An 18,702-nucleotide genomic window follows, 5' to 3' on the forward strand; every position below is an offset into this window, starting at 1 on the left:
AATGTCAATTTTAAAAGCGGAAAATCTGGCCAAAGTATACAAAAAAAGACGAGTTGTTGAAGATGTAAGTTTAACTGTCAACTCAGGCGAAATTGTTGGATTATTGGGCCCCAATGGTGCGGGTAAAACGACTACTTTTTATATGGTGGTTGGTATAGTGACATTAAATGCAGGTAAAATTTACCTTGATGATCATGATATCAGCATTTTACCTTTACATGAGCGAGCTCAAAAAGGTATTGGCTATTTACCACAAGAAGCGTCTATTTTTAGAAAATTGTCTGTTATAGATAACATTATGGCGATTTTAGAAACGCGCAAAGATATTGATAAAAATGAGAAAATCGATCGTGCCGAAGAATTACTCGAAGAGTTCCATATTTCTCATATTCGTGACAGCATAGGACAATCTCTATCAGGTGGAGAAAGACGTCGAGTAGAAATAGCAAGGGCGTTAGCAGCTAATCCTAAATTTATTTTACTTGATGAACCTTTTGCTGGGGTTGATCCAATTTCGGTGATAGATATCAAAAATATTATTAAGCATCTACGTGATCGAGGGTTGGGTGTATTAATAACCGATCACAATGTACGTGAAACGTTAGATGTTTGCGAACGTGCTTACATTGTTAATAAAGGACATTTAATTGCTGAAGGTTCACCAAATGACATCTTAAGTAACGAATATGTAAAACGCGTTTACTTAGGAAACGAGTTCAGATTATGATGAAAACCAGTTTACAACTGAAAGTCTCTCAACAATTATCCATGACGCCACAATTACAATTGGCGATTAAATTACTACAGTTGTCAACTTTAGAACTCCAACAAGAAATACAAACTGCGCTTGAAAACAATCCATTGCTTGAAGTTGATGATCAATATGACGAAGTGAACGTTAAACAAAACGATGAAGCAGAAAATATTGATACGCGTGAGGCTTTAGATAGCAAAGAGATTCCCGATGATATTCCACTGGATGCATCTTTAGATGATATTTATAGTGCAGGAACTCCATCTGGAACTAACTCAGATTATCGTAATGACGAATTGCCTATCTATCAAGGTGAAACTCACGAAACATTACATGATTATCTAGAATGGCAACTTGAACTAACACCCTTTAGCGATACTGATAGGGCGATAGCAGTATCTATTATTGAAGCTATAGATGAGAGAGGCTATTTAACAGTTTCAACAGAAGAAATACTTGAAGAGCAAGGTAATGATGAAATTGAAATTGCCGAAGTTGAAGCAGTATTGAAACGAATATGGAATTTTGATCCTATCGGTGTTGGTGCCAGATCGTTGCAAGAGTGCTTGTCTATTCAAATTCAACATTTAGACACTCCACCATTAGTTAAACAAATTATTGATAATTATTTAGACTTATTAGCCATACGTGATTATAGAAACTTAAAAAAAGTGTTAAATACAACAGATGAACAATTAAAAGAGGCTGTTGATTTTATACAACGTTTACAACCTTATCCTGGCGATTTGGTTAATACTGCTTCTCCAGACTATGTCATACCTGATGTCATGGTAAAAAAGGTACAAGGAAAATGGGTTGTGTATTTAAATAGCGATACAGTTCCATCTTTACGTATTAACCAGCAATACGCCGATATGGCAAAATTAGCAAATGAAAGTGATGGGCAATATATTAGATCTCATCTGCAAGAAGCTAATTGGTTTATTAAAAGCATCGAAAACCGTAACGAAACCTTATTAAAAGTCAGCCAATTTATTGTTGAGCATCAGCAAGCCTTTTTTGAACACGGCGCTGAATACATGAAACCAATGATTTTGTCTGATGTTGCAACGGCAATTGATATGCATGAATCGACCATTTCTCGTGTAACAACTCAAAAATATCTGCATTGTCCAAGCGGAATTTATGAACTTAAATTCTTTTTCTCAAGTCATGTTAATAATGATTCAGGCGGTGAGGTTTCATCTACTGCTATCCAAGCATTAATTAAAAAATATATATCGGCAGAAAATAGTAAAAAGCCATTAAGTGATAGTAAATTAGTTTCGATGCTTGAAGAACAAGGTATTATTATTGCACGTCGCACCGTAGCAAAATACCGTGAAGCCTTATCAATTCCACCATCAAGTCAACGAAAACAGCTTTAAATTTGAATTCAAAATTTTTGGATATATATCGCTTATTTTAATCATGGGCGCAATTTGCGCCCTTTAATAAAATTAAGCTAAAAAGCTTGGGATTTTATGTTCAAAGTCGCTAATCGCTTCTTCATGTTGTAAGGTTAAACCAATATTATCTAACCCATTTAACAAGCAATGACGTTTAAAAGCATCAATTTTAAATGAATATTGCTTATCGCCGGCAATGACCACTTCATTAACTAAATCGATGGTAAATTCAATGCCTTCATTGGCTTCGACAATTTTAAATAGTTCATCGATATCTTCTTCGGATAAATTGACCAACAATAACTGATTATTAAATGAGTTATTGTAAAAAATATCGGCAAAACTTGAACCAATAATAGTTTTAAACCCATAATCAGCAAGCGCCCAAGGAGCATGTTCACGAGAAGAACCGCAACCAAAATTTTCACGTGTTAATAAAATACTGGCACCTTTATAGCGGGGTTTATTCAAGACAAATTCAGGGTTAGGCTGCTCGCCAGCATCATCTAAAAAGCGCCATTCATGAAAGGCATGTTTACCAAATCCAGTGCGTGTTACTTTCTGTAAAAACTGTTTTGGAATGATTGCATCTGTATCAACATTAGCCGCATCCAAAGGAACGACTAGCCCAGTATGTTTTGTAAATTTTGCCATGACAAGTCTCTCCTTAAAATGGTTTGCGAATATCTGTAAAATGACCAGTAATAGCTGCGGCTGCTGCCATAGCAGGACTAACTAAATGTGTTCTAGCATCGCGTCCTTGGCGACCTTCAAAATTACGGTTGCTGGTTGATGCGCAGCGATCTCCCGGTGCTAATTTATCATCGTTCATTGCAAGACACATAGAGCAACCCGGTAAGCGCCATTCAAATCCTGCATCAATAAAAATCTTATCTAATCCTTCGGCTTCAGCTTGTTCTTTCACTGGTCCTGAACCTGGTACAACTAATGCTTGTACACCTTCAGCCACTTTACGGCCTTTAGCAATTTGGGCAGCAGCTCGTAAATCTTCTATACGTGAGTTTGTACAAGAACCAATAAATACTTTATTGATCTTAATATCAGTCATTTTGGTACCAGCGGTTAATCCCATATAAGCTAATGCACGCTCAGCAGAGTGTTTTTCAATAGGATCAGCAAAATTATTAGGATTCGGTACTGTTGCATCAATTGAAGTTACTTGACCAGGGTTTGTTCCCCAAGTGACTTGTGGTGCGATATCTTTTCCTTCTAACGTCACAACTGTATCAAAATGTGCACCTTCGTCGGTTTTTAGCGTTTTCCAATAAGCAACCGCTTTGTCGAAGTCTTCACCTTTTGGTGAAAATTGACGACCTTTTAAGTACTCAAAAGTCACTTCATCTGGTGCAATTATGCCAGCTTTAGCTCCCATTTCAATTGCCATATTACACAACGTCATACGTCCTTCCATTGATAATGATTTAATCGCATCACCACAAAATTCAACTACATGACCTGTACCGCCGGCACTGGTTGTTTTGCCAATGATAGCTAAAATAATATCTTTAGCGGTAATGCCGTCAACAACTTGCCCTTTAACTTCAATTTTCATGGTTTTAGCACGACCTTGTTTTAAGGTTTGAGTTGCTAACACATGCTCAACTTCGGAAGTACCAATACCAAAAGCTAATGCACCAAATGCGCCATGTGTAGCAGTGTGCGAATCACCACACACAATAGTCATACCCGGTAAAGTCATACCTTGCTCAGGGCCGACTACATGGACAATACCACGTAATGGGCTTTGTAAATCATATAACGAAACACCAAACTCTTTGGCATTTTTTGCCAGTTCGGTTAACTGAATGCGAGCCATTTCGCTACAGGCACTTAAATCATTACTTTTGGTTGAAGTGTTATGATCCATAGTTGCAAAAGTCTTATTGGGCTGGCGAACTTTACGATTCATTGCACGTAAGCCATCAAAGGCCTGTGGAGAGGTGACTTCATGAACTAAATGGCGATCGATATATAAAATAGGCGTTTCATTTGGAGCTTCATAAACGACATGCGCATCATATAATTTCTGATACAGTGTTTTTGACATTGCAGATTCCTTATTATTTTTTACAACTGGTATTAGTTTTAAACTTTGACATTATTTACTAATCCTATAATTAATTGAATTAAAAAGGATACAAGTAGCAGTTTATTCTGCATACTTGAGTATCCCTTTACTACACATTTAACATAGCTAATTCAATTAAATAAGCTTACAAATAATATCTCCCATTTCATCAGTTGAAACGGGTTGTTCTTTTTGTGCAAGATCGATAGTACGATAGCCTTGCTCTAATGCTTTATTTACTGCTGTTTCGATAGCTGAGGCAATATCATCACGTTTAAAGCTATAACGGACTAACAAAGCTAATGACAAAATTTGTGCTGCAGGATTAGCAATATTTTTACCAGCAATGTCAGGTGCGCTACCACCAGCAGGTTCATATAAGCCAAAGCCTTGTTCATTAAGACTAGCAGAAGGCAACATCCCCATTGAACCAGTTATCATGGCACATTCATCGGATAATATATCTCCAAATAAATTTGAGCATAAAATAACATCGAATTGAGACGGATCTTTAACAAGTTGCATTGTGGCATTATCGATATACATATGCTCAAGTTCGATATCAGGATAGTTTTTAGCTACTTCATTAACCACCTCACGCCACAAAATTGAAGTTTGTAATACGTTGGCTTTATCAATTGAAGTTACTTTTTTGCGACGTAAACGTGCGGCTTCAAACCCCATTTTTGCAATACGCTCTATCTCAAAACGATGATAAACTTCAGTATCAAATGCTTTTTCTTGAGCACCACTACCTTCACGTCCTTTAGGTAATCCAAAATAAATACCGCCAGTTAATTCTCGCATACATAAAATATCAAATCCACGCTCTGCAATATCGGTGCGTAATGGACAAAGATCTTCTAAGCCTTGATACAAACGAGCAGGGCGCATATTAGCAAATAATTTGAAGTGTTTACGTAGTGGCAATAACGCACCACGTTCAGGTTGCTTTTCAGGTGGCAAATTAGACCATTTAGGACCACCCACTGAACCAAATAAAATAGCGTCAGCTTTTTCACAGCCTTCAAGTGTTTCATTAGGTAATGGGCAACCATGAATATCAATTGCTGCGCCGCCCACATCATACTCGCTAGTTGTGATTGAAAGCTGATATTTTTGGCGGATAACATCTAATACTTTATAGGCTTGTCTCATTACTTCTGGGCCAATGCCATCGCCGGGAAGTACTGCAATATGGTAGTTTTGTGACATTTTTTATTCCTTTACAATCTAAATTAATTTTCATGTTTTGCTGTTAAACGGCAAAACAAATTATTTTTTAGTCATGATGTAATTTTTGTTTTTCTTGTGCAACTTGATTTGCTCTATACACATTGTTCAATACATTAATTAAAGCCAAAGCCGATGAGTGAACAATGTCGGTTGCAAGCCCAACACCATGGAACTTACGACCTTTATATTCGGCAACAATATCAACTTGTCCTAAAGCATTTTCACCTTGTCCTTTAGAAGCTAACTGATATTTTACAATCGAAATAGGCTCGCCAGTAATACGGTTGATAGCTTGATAAACAGCATCAACAGGACCGTTACCTGTTGCAGCATCAGAATACTTTTTATCACCAATTAACAAGCTAACCGAAGCGGTTGAAACAACCGTCGAACCTGATTGAACATTAAAATAATCCAAAACATAATGTTCTTTTTCATCTTTTAATTGATTGATAAATATTAATGCCTCTAAATCATAATCGAATACTTGGCCTTTTTTATCAGCTAATTCTAAAAATGCCTCATAGACTTGATCTAAGTTATAATCTTTATCGTGATAACCAAGTTCTTCTAAACGATGTTTAACGGCGGCTCGTCCTGAACGAGAGGTTAAATTTAATTGGATTTGATTTAATCCGATTGATTCAGGGGTCATAATTTCGTAAGTTTCACGATTTTTTAAAACCCCATCTTGATGAATTCCTGAGGAGTGGGCAAAAGCGTTACTACCAATAATTGCTTTATTACCCGGAATTGGCATATTAGTAATTTGGCTAACAATTTGGCTGGTACGATAAATCTCTTGGTGATTGATATTTGTGTGAACATTTAAGATATTTTGACGAACTTTAATCGCCATAATAACTTCTTCAAGTGCGGTATTACCCGCACGTTCGCCTAAACCATTCATCGCACCTTCAATTTGCCGAGCACCTTCTTGAACCGCGCTAATCGAGTTAGCCACCGACATGCCCAAGTCATCATGACAATGAACAGAGATAATCGCTTGATCAATGTTCGGGACACGTTCAAATAGGGTACGAATAATGCCACCAAATTGATAAGGGACAGTATAACCGACAGTATCTGGAATATTGATCGTTCTTGCCCCTGCTTTAATTGCTGCTTCAACGATACGACATAAGTTATCAATTGGGGTACGGCCTGCATCTTCACAAGAAAACTCCACATCATTAGTATAATTACGTGCACGTTTAATACAGTGCACAGCTCTTTCAATGACATCATCAAATGTCATTTTTAATTTATCCTTAACATGTAAGGTTGATGTTGCCATAAAAGTGTGAATTCGAAATTGATCTGCAACTTTTAATGCCTCGGCAGCAACATCAATATCTTTATCAACACAACGAGACAATGCACAAACACAGCTATCTTTAATGGTCTTAGCAATCGTTTGGACTGATTCAAAATCACCAGGAGATGAAACAGGAAAGCCAACTTCCATCACATCGACCCGCATTCTTTCTAACGCAAGTGCAATTTGTAACTTTTCTTTAACACTTAAACTTGCTTGTAATGCTTGTTCACCATCGCGTAACGTTGTATCAAAAATAATGACTTGATCGCTCATTGTTTTTCCTTTTATATATTTTAGCGCTATCTCGGTATTTCAAGTTAAAAAAACAAAAAACCCGCACTTTAGCGCGGGTTCTTGTTAATTTGTTGAGTTGTTTATTTAACTACTTTTTTTTACTCCACACACAAGCTATCCGCGCAAGTTAATGCGAGGAGGAGGCTGAGGTCGAGTGATAAATAGTTAACAAACATAAAAAAATCTCTATTTGAATTGTAATTAATACAGACAAAAACTGATGTTATTTTTACCAAATGATATCAGTGGTGTCAATGATTATTTGTAGTCAATCTAAATATGTTCTATTTTTATTAAAATAAAGTACTCAATACTAATTAAAGATTGCTTTACTATTTGACAAATCTATTAAAATAATAAGTTGAGACATAATAGAACCGAATTATAATGGTGAAAAGAATAACTCACGAGGGCATAATAATGAACATAGTTGATATTTCTCAAAAACGCTACACTACCAAACATTATGATCCAACAAAAAAAATTCCTGCCGATAAGATTGAACAATTATTAACTGTTTTAAGAAACAGCCCATCATCAGTTAACTCACAACCATGGCATTTTTATGTTATCGAGAACAACGAGGCAAAGAATAAAATTTTACCAGCTATACTTGAATTTAATCAACCAAGGGTGACTGGCGCTTCGCATACGATTGTCTTTTGTATTAAAACACCATTAGACGACGCCCATTTAGTTAATCTACTCAATCAAGAAGATAAAGACGGTAGATACCCTTCAGCCGATCTTAAACAAGCACAAGATCAAGGTCGTAGGCACTTTGTAAAGCTCAATAGTGCAACCATTGAATCGCAACAATGTTGGGAAAGTAAACAAGCTTATCTAGCATTGGGGCAACTTCTTTTTGCAGCAGCAGCAATTGGTATTGATTCAACGGCTATTGAAGGATATGATACCCAAAAAATGGACGAGATTTTAGATCTCAAAAGCAAAGGACTTAAAAGTATTGTTGTTGCTACATTAGGCTATCGAGCCGAAAATGACGGCAATGCGCATCGACCAAAATCACGCTTACCTAAAGAGCAACTTTTTACGTTTTTATAAAATAACGAGCAATATTCTCTGTATGAATTAAGATAAATATAGAGGATATTTTTTGAACTATGATAAGTTTAATTGTAGGAAAACATTAAGTTGTTTATACTTCATGTGTAGGATTTATTCGCATTATTTACAGTAAATCTGAGAAAATATGGTAATGAATATACGTAAAACAAAATTAACGCCTTATCACAGACAAGAGATATGGCGTTTATATCATAAAGAAAAAATAACCATCACTGATTTGGCTAAACGTTTTATGGTCAGTCGCCCGACCATTTATAGCGTGCTAAAAAAAGCCCGATTAAATTTGTTTGTGCCTTTAACCAGTAAGAACAAACGTTATAAAACGATTAGTTATGGTATTAAACACCTAGTTAAAATTGAAAAATCCATTGAAGATAAATTAAGGCGGCAAGCTAAATTATATAACAAAACAAATCCTGACGAAATGTTACATGTCGGCACCAAATATTTACCTTTACCTAAAAACAAAACAAAATAACTGTGATTGGCTATTTTAATAGGTTGCGCTATCGTGGTTGAAAGTAATGGTCTATTTTAGTTGGTCAGATTTCGGACGTGATCACTATTATTAATTTATTTACAAAAAACAGTACGTCCGAAATCACGATACCATAATATCTTAGCTCGCTATAGACAATTGATTTAACCAAAAACAAAATAAAAAATCCAATAAAATCAATGGTCTACCTGATAGATTTTAGAGCAAAAAAACACACCACTATAAGGTCAATATGCTTGTTTTTTTGCAGTGTCAAAATACGCTAATGACAGAACTAGGGTCGCCGCCAAACAGGACTATTTCATTTGTATTTTTTTACAAAAAAACACGAAAAAACTAGCCAACTATTTTTTAAACGGCTATACTTTTACGGTTATAGGAAAACAAGCTTATTAAATAAGCAAATAATTATAAAAAATCTAAATAAAACAAAATATTACTTGACAGGTAGACAATAATGCATTATCATTTCTGGCACAAGGCACAAGGCACAAGCACTGGCAAACCTACGATTTAAATTTATTAAATAATCCTATTCGCCGAGTTTTTGCACGAAACTCATTTATATTTTCCAAATTATCTCTCAAATTACCCCGAAAACTCTTGTTGGTGTTGGGCGTGTTATTATTGCCATATTCATGGAGTTTAGAAGCATTAACTAGTAAAAATGGTCGCGTAAAAAATCATCGTAGTGATGCCATAATATTACCGTCGTTCGAAAACCCGTGTCTAAAATATGGTACAGACGGAGATGCAGGTTCAGTTGATTTATGGATATGGATATCGAATCCTGATTATTTTGAACCAAGTGCGCCATTGGTTTGTTATGCTCAACCTAATTTATCAAACGATTCCAGTAATAATACTGAATATAAAGATTTAGATGGTCCTGATTGGGTAAAAGGAAAAGGATTTGTACCACAAGATATAAATAATCCACAACGTAATTTCCCATCGACAGGAACAAATAATGTTTATTTTTATTTATTATTAGCAAACGTAACGCCCGAAGAGATTATCTCAGCTAATGGCGCTAGAGTATTTCCGGAATCAGGGAGTGGAGTTAGTTTAGCTTTATCATCTGCACGAACACCAGGTTGGGGAAAAGGCTCACGAGATGTAGCTTTAAAGATAGTACTAAAAGGACCAGTAAACAGTAGTGCTAATAAAAACTTTAGCCCTTCTACGTTTAAGCTTTATTCAGATAGAGCCAAAAGTAACGTCTTGTATAGCTTTAAAATTGAAAGATGGTATATAGCCCAAGGGGCTAATATTAATGCATCTGTGCAAGATGCAAAAAATTACTGTAACCGAATTGGATACCGAATGCCAAGTGTTGCAGATTATACTAATGCAAATAATGATGATATTTGGACAGGAGGTATTCCTGGAAGAAATATCAATGGTTATCGCCGTCAATTAAGCTATCGCGGCGGTAATGGCAAGTGGATTGGTGGGCTATTTAATGAATGGGGAACCTTATTTAACAATCCTAATCACTATTTAGGTCTTGATGACTGGGAAACTAGTCATCCTCAAGATTGGTATTGGGCAATTGATACATACAAAGGAGAACCAATTCGAATCGATTTGGGGGATGGAGATTTATATGATTCTAAATCAACTAATAATAAACTTAGAGCTGCTTGTGTCAAGCCATAGTTAAATTTGTTTTATTTGTTCAGCAAATAGTTTGATTCTGTAACTTTTTGAAGTTACAGAGGTTATTACGAGTAAGTTAATTATAGAACTTACTCGCATTGTTTACAGTAATGGTATGTTCCCACTTTTTAGTATCAAAAATATAAGGTTAACGATTCCCATCAACATGCAATGATGAATAATTTGATGATTATTTTTTACAAAATTGGTACCTAATATTTAAAACTATAAAATCAGTCTATTTCTTATTATTTAATATAATTTTCATATGGTTATATATTATTTTTAATAATCAGACTCATTTAATCACATGTTTACAAATCTTAACAAAAAAGTTATTTTTTACATAAAATTAACATAATATAATAAATATGATCAAATTTGTGTTTTATCAGTAGTTATGATTTGGATGCAAATGATTTTTTATAGGAAAAAGTAATTAAAAATGGAAGTTATGAATAATAAAATATACAAAAGCAATAAGTTAGCTTTTGAACAACCTCGAATGTTTATTTTAAAAATAGCTAAGTTTTTTGGCCAAATTTTACGAATTATATCGTCAAGTTTACATGTCAAACATTATGCTTATGGAACTATAATTGCTACGTTGGGTATAATGATATCGGGTAATGTTATTGCCTTATCCGCAACCACAACAAAGGTGATTGAAGGGAGTGCGCCTTATCTACAATTTAAAACGTCTCAGAATGATCAAGTCGGTAATAAACTAAAAAATTTAGATGAGTTGCTAGGTTTTATGATGCCAAGTCAAGAAAGCACTGGCGAACTAATACAAATTGGAGTTAATGATTCAATCTCCAATGGAGGTAAACCGTTAACAGTCCCTTTTGGTACAAAGTTTTCAGATGTTATTGCTTTGGTTACTGCTGATGGACAAGCACATACAATTTCTAACTTGCAAGTGGCGGATGATGATGGTGATGCTTCAATTACTGATAATTTTACCGTCGGTGGTACGTTAACTGCAACTTGGAAAGATGGTTCTCAAGTTGTGAGTGATTTACATCAGGAGTTGGCACTATGTGGGGGGCCTTATACTTTAGAGTTGAGTGCACAAGATATCGCCGTAACGACTAAGTATGGCATTCCCAATAAAAATCATTATGGTAGCAAACCCAAAATAACTTACCAATTTATGCTTTCAGGTGGCCCAAAATTGTGCTACGCTCGACCATATAGTATTTATGTTAATTCAGCTAGTAATGATATAACGAAATATCCTAAAGGCTATAACTCGGCAGTATGGAATGGTAATGGTTATAAGGAGGTTAATCAATTTCGTGTAGGATTTATAGCCGAGTCATTTCGACCTATCACTGGTTTCAAAGGGATTAAGTTTGACTTAATAGGTTCAGGGAATGAACAGTCAAAATACCGTTGTAGACTTGATGCTAGCAATATCAATAATTGGGTAACTTTATCAGGAAACGGAAATAAAGAATTGGGGAAAGGTTGTCAGGTTGTTTATAATAATCGTTTTAAACCGAAGACTCCATTAACCATTAATATGGAGTACACAGAAGATAACGGTAACAGTTGGAAAAATATTGGTAAAGTGACTCTTCCGATACCTAAAAAATGGGCAATTCTTGTTGATCATAGGAAGGATTATAAAAGTAGCGGTTTTATTAACTTTGATCGTGAGTACGTGGCGTTTGATGAATGTCGTAAAATTATTGATGGTCATGCAATACCTGCAACAACACGAGAACAAATTAATGATTTTTCTGACGCAGGAAAATCTTGGCGGCAAAAATATATGTATAGAAGGAATGAATTAATTAATTCACTTGATGCTGATTTACCAGAAGGTACTGCTACACTTCCTACACCAAGGACATATAGACATTCCCGTGATTTAGGTACATTTCTAGGAGAATGGGGAACCGTCTCGCGATATCATAACAATGGATCCTATATTTGGACATCTGAAATGTATCGAGCCAATAAGCCTTTTGCTGTTAATGATTCAGGATATATTTCGGGTGATTATTATGACCTTGGTTCTGTTCAGTCCTCTCAAACATTTTGTCGAGGTGAAAATTTACCATAAAAAATATATAAATCAAATTGATATTTAAAATAGGATTATTAATATGTTTGTTTTATAGCCAGTCATTAATTGATGATTATCTTATTGGTTTATGTGTGTCACTCCAAGATTTGAGGATGTTCAGACGTATTAATAATATTTCATTGTTCACAACCCACAGGGTAGTCTGTGTAGTACCTTAAAGGATAGTGAGTAATAAGTAGTATAGTGCTATAAAATAATCACTAAAATCGTAATGGGCAACTAATGTTGTTGTCCATTACGAGTATTTAAAAATGATCATGCTTTTTATAAAGCCCTTTTCTTATAGATATTAAATCTATTTCTTTATTTTTTCCACAACCAGATTAATTAGCGCAAGTCTTATAAAGCTTAACATAAAAGTTATTTTTTACTTCAACGTCGCATTTTATTTTGATCATAATTCGTCTTGGATATTTATCAGTCGTTATAGGTTAAATAAATGCTATCAAATTTAAAAGTCATTTTTAAATTGATAGCTAACTAATAAATGGGAAAACGGTTTTTAATGATCAACTGGACTATGACATTATTGAGTTGAGGGGTACAAAAATTTCTGGGTATCTCTATTACATGCTAAAGGTTATCTATAAGGGTGTTATGTCTATCTTTTGATTTCCAGAGATGGTGTCGGTATGTGTACCCTCTTAAAAGCGAGGCGTTAGATTAGAAATTATTCCTATTTTTTCACCGTTACCATTATGGTCATTGTGGCGAAGCATGAATATACATATACAAGTCCTACATTAAGTTTTGTGTATAGCGAATATTGATTTACCTATATTCTCAAAAATAACCCTAGACCCGATGCTCAGAATCATTACAATATATGCCATCAATTATATAGCAACTGATATGGTTTGCTATTTTTAAACAAAATTAACGGATGATGTTTTATGGCGCAATATGTTTATACCATGAATCGCGTAGGGAAGATTGTTCCCCCTAAACGCTATATTTTAAAAGATATTTCTTTAAGTTTTTTTCCAGGTGCAAAAATTGGTGTACTCGGTTTAAATGGAGCGGGTAAATCCACTTTACTACGAATTATGGCGGGTGTTGATACCGAAATTGAAGGCGAAGCACGCCCACAACCTGATATTAAAATTGGTTATTTACCCCAAGAACCGAAATTAGATCCTAAACAAACTGTGCGTGAAGCCATTGAGCAAGCGGTTAGTGAGGCTAAACAAGCATTGGCTCGATTAGATGAAGTATATGCCGCTTATGCTGATCCTGATGCCGATTTTGACAAATTAGCCAAAGAACAAGCAGAGCTTGAAGCCATTATTCAATCGCAAGATGCTCATAATCTTGATAACCAGTTAGAGCGAGCCGCTGACGCACTACGTTTACCTGATTGGGATGCGAAAATTGAAAATTTATCAGGTGGTGAACGCCGTCGAGTAGCAATTTGTCAATTATTACTTGAAAAGCCTGATATGTTATTAATGGATGAACCGACCAACCACTTAGATGCCGAATCGGTAGCATGGTTAGAACGATTCTTACATGACTACGAAGGTACGGTTGTTGCAGTAACTCACGATCGCTACTTCCTAGACAACGTTGCAGGTTGGATTTTAGAACTTGACCGTGGTGAAGGCATTCCATGGGAAGGCAACTATTCATCTTGGCTTGAACAAAAAGATCAGCGCCTAGCGCAAGAAGCCTCGACCGAATCGGCACGTCGTAAATCGATCGAAAAAGAACTCGAGTGGGTACGACAAAATCCGAAAGGGCGCCAAGCAAAAAGCAAAGCCCGTCTAGCTCGCTTTGAAGAACTCAACAGTAACGATTACCAAAAACGTAACGAAACTAACGAGCTCTTTATTCCAGCTGGACAACGTTTAGGCGATAAAGTGATTGAAGTAAGCAACCTAACTAAATCGTATGGCGATCGTGTGCTGATTGATAACTTATCTTTTAGTATTCCTAAAGGGGCAATTGTTGGCATTATTGGTCCAAATGGAGCGGGGAAATCAACACTATTTAGAATGTTATCAGGCAAAGAACAACCTGATTCAGGCACGATTACTTTGGGTGAAACAGTGCAACTTGCATCAGTTGATCAGTTCCGTGACAGTATGGACGACAAAAAAACAGTTTGGGACGAAATTTCAAACGGTCAAGATATTATGCGTATTGGCAATTTTGAAATACCAAGTCGTGCTTATGTTGGTCGTTTTAACTTTAAAGGTGTTGATCAGCAAAAGCGTGTAGGTGAACTTTCAGGTGGTGAACGTGGGCGTGTACATTTAGCTAAATTATTGCAAGTGGGTGGTAATGTATTACTACTCGATGAACCAACCAATGATTTAGATGTTGAAACGCTACGTGCGCTTGAAAACGCATTATTAGAGTTTCCGGGTTGTGCTTTAGTGATTTCGCATGACCGTTGGTTTTTAGATCGTATTGCGACCCATATTTTGGATTATCAAGACGAAGGTCATGTTGAATTCTTTGAAGGTAACTTTACCGAATACGAAGAATGGAAAAAGCGCACATTAGGTGCTGAAGCATTAGAGCCTAAACGTGCTAAATATAAACGAATCTCCAAATAGCATTAATTTTTATTTTATTCCGCCGATTTATATTGGCGGAATAGTTTTATCTTCTTGATAGCGATTTTAAATATTTTTCAAAATGTAATTATCTAAACTAACCCTTTAGATGAACTAATAATTCTCGAAAAAGTATCCATTAGCAAACGCGGTATAGCGTTTATACCACGTGATTTTGCATCATCACAAATGGCAATCGCAAGATCAGGTTTTGAACTTTTATGAATTGCTTTTTGAATAATTTGATGTACAGGCAGATCAATATGCTGTGTTGTATTATAAGCGGCAAGTTTATAGACATGACTAAAACCATGTTTAAATAAAAAGTTTTCAATGTCTCGCGCAGGTAAAACCGTTAAGTAATCATTAGGGTTTTTATCTTCACCACATAACGATTTTACTGTATCGGCATATTTTTTACCCGCCATATCCCCATCAGTAATTACATACCAATGAATTCCCATTTTATTGGCATATTTTATAAGCGGTTTTAAACCACACTGAGCAAACTCAATAAGCTGAACTCCCTCTGAACTCAGATGATAACCACTTTGTTCTGCTAGTTCACGTAACAACCACACTTCGGTTTCGCCCTCGACTAACAACCAACATCGTGCAAATAAGGCATTTGATCGGCGATAAAGAATATGAAACGCAATACGACGACTATCACTAACGCTTAATGAATGAGGTTCAATGTATTTGGCAATAATTTTATCTGGCAGACGAATTAAACGATAAAGGTTTTCTAATGAAAATAACGATACCAGATCACTTGAGTTAGACGTGATAATTTTTTGTGTAGGGAAGTTTTTTAGTAAGCGAAATGCAACTGATAAAATGATTGGATGTAACAAACTTTCAGGCTCTTCTAAAATTAAAATAGGCATTGAACTTTGTGAAAGTGAATAATTCCCTTTAGCATCAATAATAGAGCCGAAAATTCCTAAAAATACCGTTCGTAAATAATCATTATCAAGATTATCCAATACATCATTAATTTGTTCCAAAACATTCCAATCTTCTGATCTTGGTGTACTTTTGGCATTTTTTTGTTTGTAATGATTGCGGTGTGCTTGATCGACAAAATAATACTCTAATAATGAGCGTGCGGCTTGTAGGCCTCGAGCTAATTCATCTTGGGTTAATTCGGCTGAATGGGCTTTTAGTTGGTTTGAAAGTTGGCTAATGTAGTGTTCGGATAATGGTTCGTTAGTAACAGTTAATTGCTCAGGATTAATTGCGTTTTTAAGTGTCATTACTGGATTTAGTTTGATTAATGTTGCAATTAATAATTTTTCGTTTTCTATATTAAAGGGATTGCCTTGTGCATTGAGCAATTTATGTTGTGTTATAATTTGGTTATTTTGTTTATTGGCAGAAATTTGATAAGTGATACGATGCAGATTATCTTGGTGTGATTGATACGAAACTGAGCGTAATGGTTGATAATCTTGATTATTTAATTCATGTAAGTGTGATTGGCAATAAGTGATTTTAATAATAATATTATCGCCATAACATTGGTATTGATCATGATAAAAATCGGAATCGACAAATTGGTAAAATGTGTTGTCTAGTGATAACAATTGCAAAGCGCTGATTAAACTTGACCGCCCCCAACGATTTTCACCCATTAGTACGCTAGAACTTGCATTTAATTTTAAAGATAGTTGACTAATACCTTTAAATCCGGAAATATCAATTTGTTCAATAAACATAGCGTATCCTTATTGTTAAAGATGATACTTTTCTGTCCTTTTACGAATTCGTTCAACTTTTTGATGCGTACTAGCAATTAACTTAGCTTCATTACGCAAAATCGTTTTTAAAGGTTGATTAAAATACACTTTCAAAAAACGCCAAATATCACGATCAGTTAGCCCAATATTCATGGCTGAAAAATAAAGCCCAATTAAATCTTTATCACGCCAACGAACAGGAACGGTTTTACGGATCTGAGCACGGTGTAAATCAATCACCGACAATTTTATTTGCTGATGATTTTCAAAAAGCGGAATATCAAGCAAAAAGTGACACAAATAACAATCACGATGATTAACCCCAGCCGCATGCATTTGGGCAACCATTTTTGCCAAATAAATCACTAAACAACGCTTTATATGATAGCTAGGTGGGTTAGTTAACCATGGCTTGGTAAAATCTTCTAAACTCACAGTCGGGTTAAGATCTCTTGTCACAATAAACGAATGACGAGTCAGCGGATTCAGCCCCTTACGACCAAATGCTCGCCCATCCATCGTATTAACGCCAACTTGCTCCAAACGCTCAATCGCATCCCACTCTTGCTTAGCATCTAAAACAGGTAAACGTAACGAAATAAGATTCTTCACAATCTCTTTAATGGTTGTACCACGATGAATTTTAATAAAATACGATTCATCACCAAGCTCAAAATTCAACGTCTTACGTTGCTTAACCGCTCGATAGACTTTGCCTGATATTAACTCAACTTCCGCAAACGGATCTTTATTTTTCCACAAAGCATCAAAAGGGCATTTTAACTTCAACTCATTCATAATGATCACAACCTAAAATAATATCTGCGGCACGCTGGGCTAAATGATATAAATCAGCCGTTTTACCATAATGTATTGCATTGTTGTGCCATGTTAATAACCGATCGTGGTTTGTTATGGCATTTTGCAACGCTTGATTGAGATCTGCTTGTACAAAAGGTTCGGCAAGGATCACCCCAGCATTAGCATCATCAATATGATAAGCATAGCCCGAAGTGCTTGACACAATCACTGGCACTCCAGCGGCTAACCCTTCAATAAGCACCATACCAGCAGCTTCTTGTCTTGCAGGGTGCAATAGCAAATCTGCCGCAAATAAAAAGTCAGGGATATCATTACGGCCTGCAAAAAAACGTACTTGATACTCAATGCCGAGTTGCTTAGCCAGTTTTTGATAAGCTTCGGGATTATCCTGCCCCACTACTAAAAAAGTCACTTTTTGTTTTAAATCGCAAGGTAGTGCGGCAATGGCGGTTAAAGAACGATCTAATCCCTTACGCTTAAAATCTGATCCAATTTGCACAATCACAAAATTATGTTCATCAATTTGATTGGCTTGCCTAAATTGCTTACCTTTAGCTAGCGACTCATAATTGTATTGACGATCTTGCGCAATACCGGGTGGCAAAAGGTAAAATCGAGACGGATCAGTATGATAATAGTGCTCAAAATCACTAATTTGCTGTTTTGTTAGTACCATAACTTTGGTTTGACTTTGTTGATTAAATACCGCATCTTCAAAAGCCAAATAGTGCTTACAGCGTTTTGACAATTTATACAAAAAGCCCTTGTGTGAAACCTTTTCGGCATAACAAGTGTCACCTGCAAAATAAACATCCAAATCAGGCATTTTATTAAAGCCAACTACACAATCAACAGGATTTGCTTGTAAATGAGCCTTCACCCAATAGTAATAAGATTGATTACGACTATGGTTGGATAAGCCCTTTTTAGGTACCCAAATAATGTCAAACCCACAAGGTACATCGCCTTGCCAATCCATGACATAAACACGAACATTATGTCCTCGATTTTGACAAGCTTTAGCTATTTGCAAAAAATCACGTTGCAAACCACCAAAAGGAAAATATTTATAAATACAAAAAGCCAGTTGCATGCAGATTGTCTCAAGTTTGAAAGGCGTATTATA

Annotated in this window: 14 protein-coding genes; 7 read left to right on the plus strand and 7 right to left on the minus strand. The window is 35.7% G+C overall.

Annotation, left to right across the window (positions count from 1 at the left end; all coding sequences use genetic code 11):
* Position 1 precedes the first annotated feature (1 nt).
* Positions 2–727, plus strand: coding sequence for an LPS export ABC transporter ATP-binding protein (gene lptB, locus ACGH6Q_RS06835; protein ID WP_034913235.1), 726 nt, complete (start codon positions 2–4; stop codon positions 725–727).
* A complete protein-coding gene (locus ACGH6Q_RS06840) occupies positions 727–2,142 on the plus strand; it encodes an RNA polymerase factor sigma-54 (protein WP_411592459.1) in 1,416 nt (471 codons plus the stop codon). The genes lptB and ACGH6Q_RS06840 overlap by 1 nt, the downstream gene beginning before the upstream one ends.
* A 72-nt stretch (positions 2,143–2,214) precedes the next feature.
* Here ACGH6Q_RS06840 and leuD read toward each other — a convergent pair whose 3' ends face one another.
* From leuD to leuA, 4 genes are all read right to left on the minus strand, one after another.
* Positions 2,215–2,817: a 3-isopropylmalate dehydratase small subunit gene (leuD, locus tag ACGH6Q_RS06845; RefSeq protein WP_065610387.1), complete on the minus strand. Its 603-nt coding sequence runs from the start codon at positions 2,815–2,817 to the stop codon at positions 2,215–2,217.
* Between the two features lie 13 nt (positions 2,818–2,830).
* Positions 2,831–4,231 carry a 3-isopropylmalate dehydratase large subunit gene (gene leuC, locus ACGH6Q_RS06850; protein WP_411592446.1) on the minus strand — a complete coding sequence of 467 codons (1,401 nt, stop codon included), beginning with the start codon at positions 4,229–4,231 and terminating at the stop codon, positions 2,831–2,833.
* Between the two features lie 156 nt (positions 4,232–4,387).
* A complete protein-coding gene (gene leuB / locus ACGH6Q_RS06855; protein ID WP_065561213.1) occupies positions 4,388–5,467 on the minus strand; it encodes a 3-isopropylmalate dehydrogenase in 1,080 nt (359 codons plus the stop codon).
* Between the two features lie 67 nt (positions 5,468–5,534).
* A complete protein-coding gene (leuA, locus tag ACGH6Q_RS06860) occupies positions 5,535–7,082 on the minus strand; it encodes a 2-isopropylmalate synthase (RefSeq protein WP_296302313.1) in 1,548 nt (515 codons plus the stop codon).
* Positions 7,083–7,523: 441 nt separating this feature from the next.
* Here leuA and nfsB point away from each other — a divergent pair, with 441 nt between their 5' ends.
* The 5 genes from nfsB to ettA all read left to right on the plus strand — a co-directional run bounded on the left by nfsB (position 7,524) and on the right by ettA (position 15,012).
* Positions 7,524–8,168 (plus strand): oxygen-insensitive NAD(P)H nitroreductase, encoded by a 645-nt coding sequence (gene nfsB / locus ACGH6Q_RS06865; protein WP_085164882.1) that lies wholly within the window; start codon positions 7,524–7,526, stop codon positions 8,166–8,168.
* Between the two features lie 154 nt (positions 8,169–8,322).
* Entirely contained in the window at positions 8,323–8,670 is a 348-nt protein-coding gene (locus tag ACGH6Q_RS06870) for an HTH domain-containing protein (protein WP_065589831.1), read from the plus strand.
* A 639-nt stretch (positions 8,671–9,309) separates the two neighbouring features.
* The gene (locus ACGH6Q_RS06875; protein WP_411592448.1) at positions 9,310–10,353 is read left to right on the plus strand and encodes a hypothetical protein; all 1,044 of its coding nucleotides are present in this window, start codon (positions 9,310–9,312) and stop codon (positions 10,351–10,353) included.
* A gap of 454 nt (positions 10,354–10,807) precedes the next feature.
* Positions 10,808–12,427 (plus strand): hypothetical protein, encoded by a 1,620-nt coding sequence (locus tag ACGH6Q_RS06880; protein WP_141672723.1) that lies wholly within the window; start codon positions 10,808–10,810, stop codon positions 12,425–12,427.
* Positions 12,428–13,344: 917 nt separating this feature from the next.
* The gene (ettA, locus tag ACGH6Q_RS06885; protein ID WP_034915195.1) at positions 13,345–15,012 is read left to right on the plus strand and encodes an energy-dependent translational throttle protein EttA; all 1,668 of its coding nucleotides are present in this window, start codon (positions 13,345–13,347) and stop codon (positions 15,010–15,012) included.
* Positions 15,013–15,104: 92 nt separating this feature from the next.
* Here ettA and ACGH6Q_RS06890 read toward each other — a convergent pair whose 3' ends face one another.
* Genes ACGH6Q_RS06890 through ACGH6Q_RS06900 form a run of 3 tightly spaced genes read right to left on the minus strand, consistent with a single transcriptional unit; the run spans position 15,105 to position 18,669 of the window.
* A complete protein-coding gene (locus ACGH6Q_RS06890) occupies positions 15,105–16,733 on the minus strand; it encodes a DUF2813 domain-containing protein (protein ID WP_296303028.1) in 1,629 nt (542 codons plus the stop codon).
* A 15-nt stretch (positions 16,734–16,748) separates the two neighbouring features.
* Positions 16,749–17,552, minus strand: a complete 804-nt coding sequence (gene rfaP, locus ACGH6Q_RS06895) for a lipopolysaccharide core heptose(I) kinase RfaP (protein WP_065590055.1) — start codon at positions 17,550–17,552, stop codon at positions 16,749–16,751.
* A complete protein-coding gene (locus tag ACGH6Q_RS06900) occupies positions 17,545–18,669 on the minus strand; it encodes a glycosyltransferase family 4 protein (protein ID WP_411592449.1) in 1,125 nt (374 codons plus the stop codon). Before ACGH6Q_RS06900 ends, rfaP begins: the two co-directional genes overlap by 8 nt.
* Between the last annotated feature and the right edge of the window lie 33 nt (positions 18,670–18,702).

This window comes from Gilliamella sp. BG2 (assembly GCF_046635645.1).
Classification (GTDB): Bacteria; Pseudomonadota; Gammaproteobacteria; order Enterobacterales; family Orbaceae; genus Gilliamella; species Gilliamella bombi.

Coding starts and splice junctions, on each gene's coding strand:
- lptB (WP_034913235.1), top strand. CDS start 2: ATGTCAATTTTAAAAGCGGAAAATCTGGCCAAAGTATACAAAAAAAGA.
- ACGH6Q_RS06840 (WP_411592459.1), top strand. CDS start 727: ATGAAAACCAGTTTACAACTGAAAGTCTCTCAACAATTATCCATGACG.
- leuD (WP_065610387.1), bottom strand. CDS start 2,817: ATGGCAAAATTTACAAAACATACTGGGCTAGTCGTTCCTTTGGATGCG.
- leuC (WP_411592446.1), bottom strand. CDS start 4,231: ATGTCAAAAACACTGTATCAGAAATTATATGATGCGCATGTCGTTTAT.
- leuB (WP_065561213.1), bottom strand. CDS start 5,467: ATGTCACAAAACTACCATATTGCAGTACTTCCCGGCGATGGCATTGGC.
- leuA (WP_296302313.1), bottom strand. CDS start 7,082: ATGAGCGATCAAGTCATTATTTTTGATACAACGTTACGCGATGGTGAA.
- nfsB (WP_085164882.1), top strand. CDS start 7,524: ATGAACATAGTTGATATTTCTCAAAAACGCTACACTACCAAACATTAT.
- ACGH6Q_RS06870 (WP_065589831.1), top strand. CDS start 8,323: ATGAATATACGTAAAACAAAATTAACGCCTTATCACAGACAAGAGATA.
- ACGH6Q_RS06880 (WP_141672723.1), top strand. CDS start 10,808: ATGAATAATAAAATATACAAAAGCAATAAGTTAGCTTTTGAACAACCT.
- ettA (WP_034915195.1), top strand. CDS start 13,345: ATGGCGCAATATGTTTATACCATGAATCGCGTAGGGAAGATTGTTCCC.
- ACGH6Q_RS06890 (WP_296303028.1), bottom strand. CDS start 16,733: ATGTTTATTGAACAAATTGATATTTCCGGATTTAAAGGTATTAGTCAA.
- rfaP (WP_065590055.1), bottom strand. CDS start 17,552: ATGAATGAGTTGAAGTTAAAATGCCCTTTTGATGCTTTGTGGAAAAAT.
- ACGH6Q_RS06900 (WP_411592449.1), bottom strand. CDS start 18,669: ATGCAACTGGCTTTTTGTATTTATAAATATTTTCCTTTTGGTGGTTTG.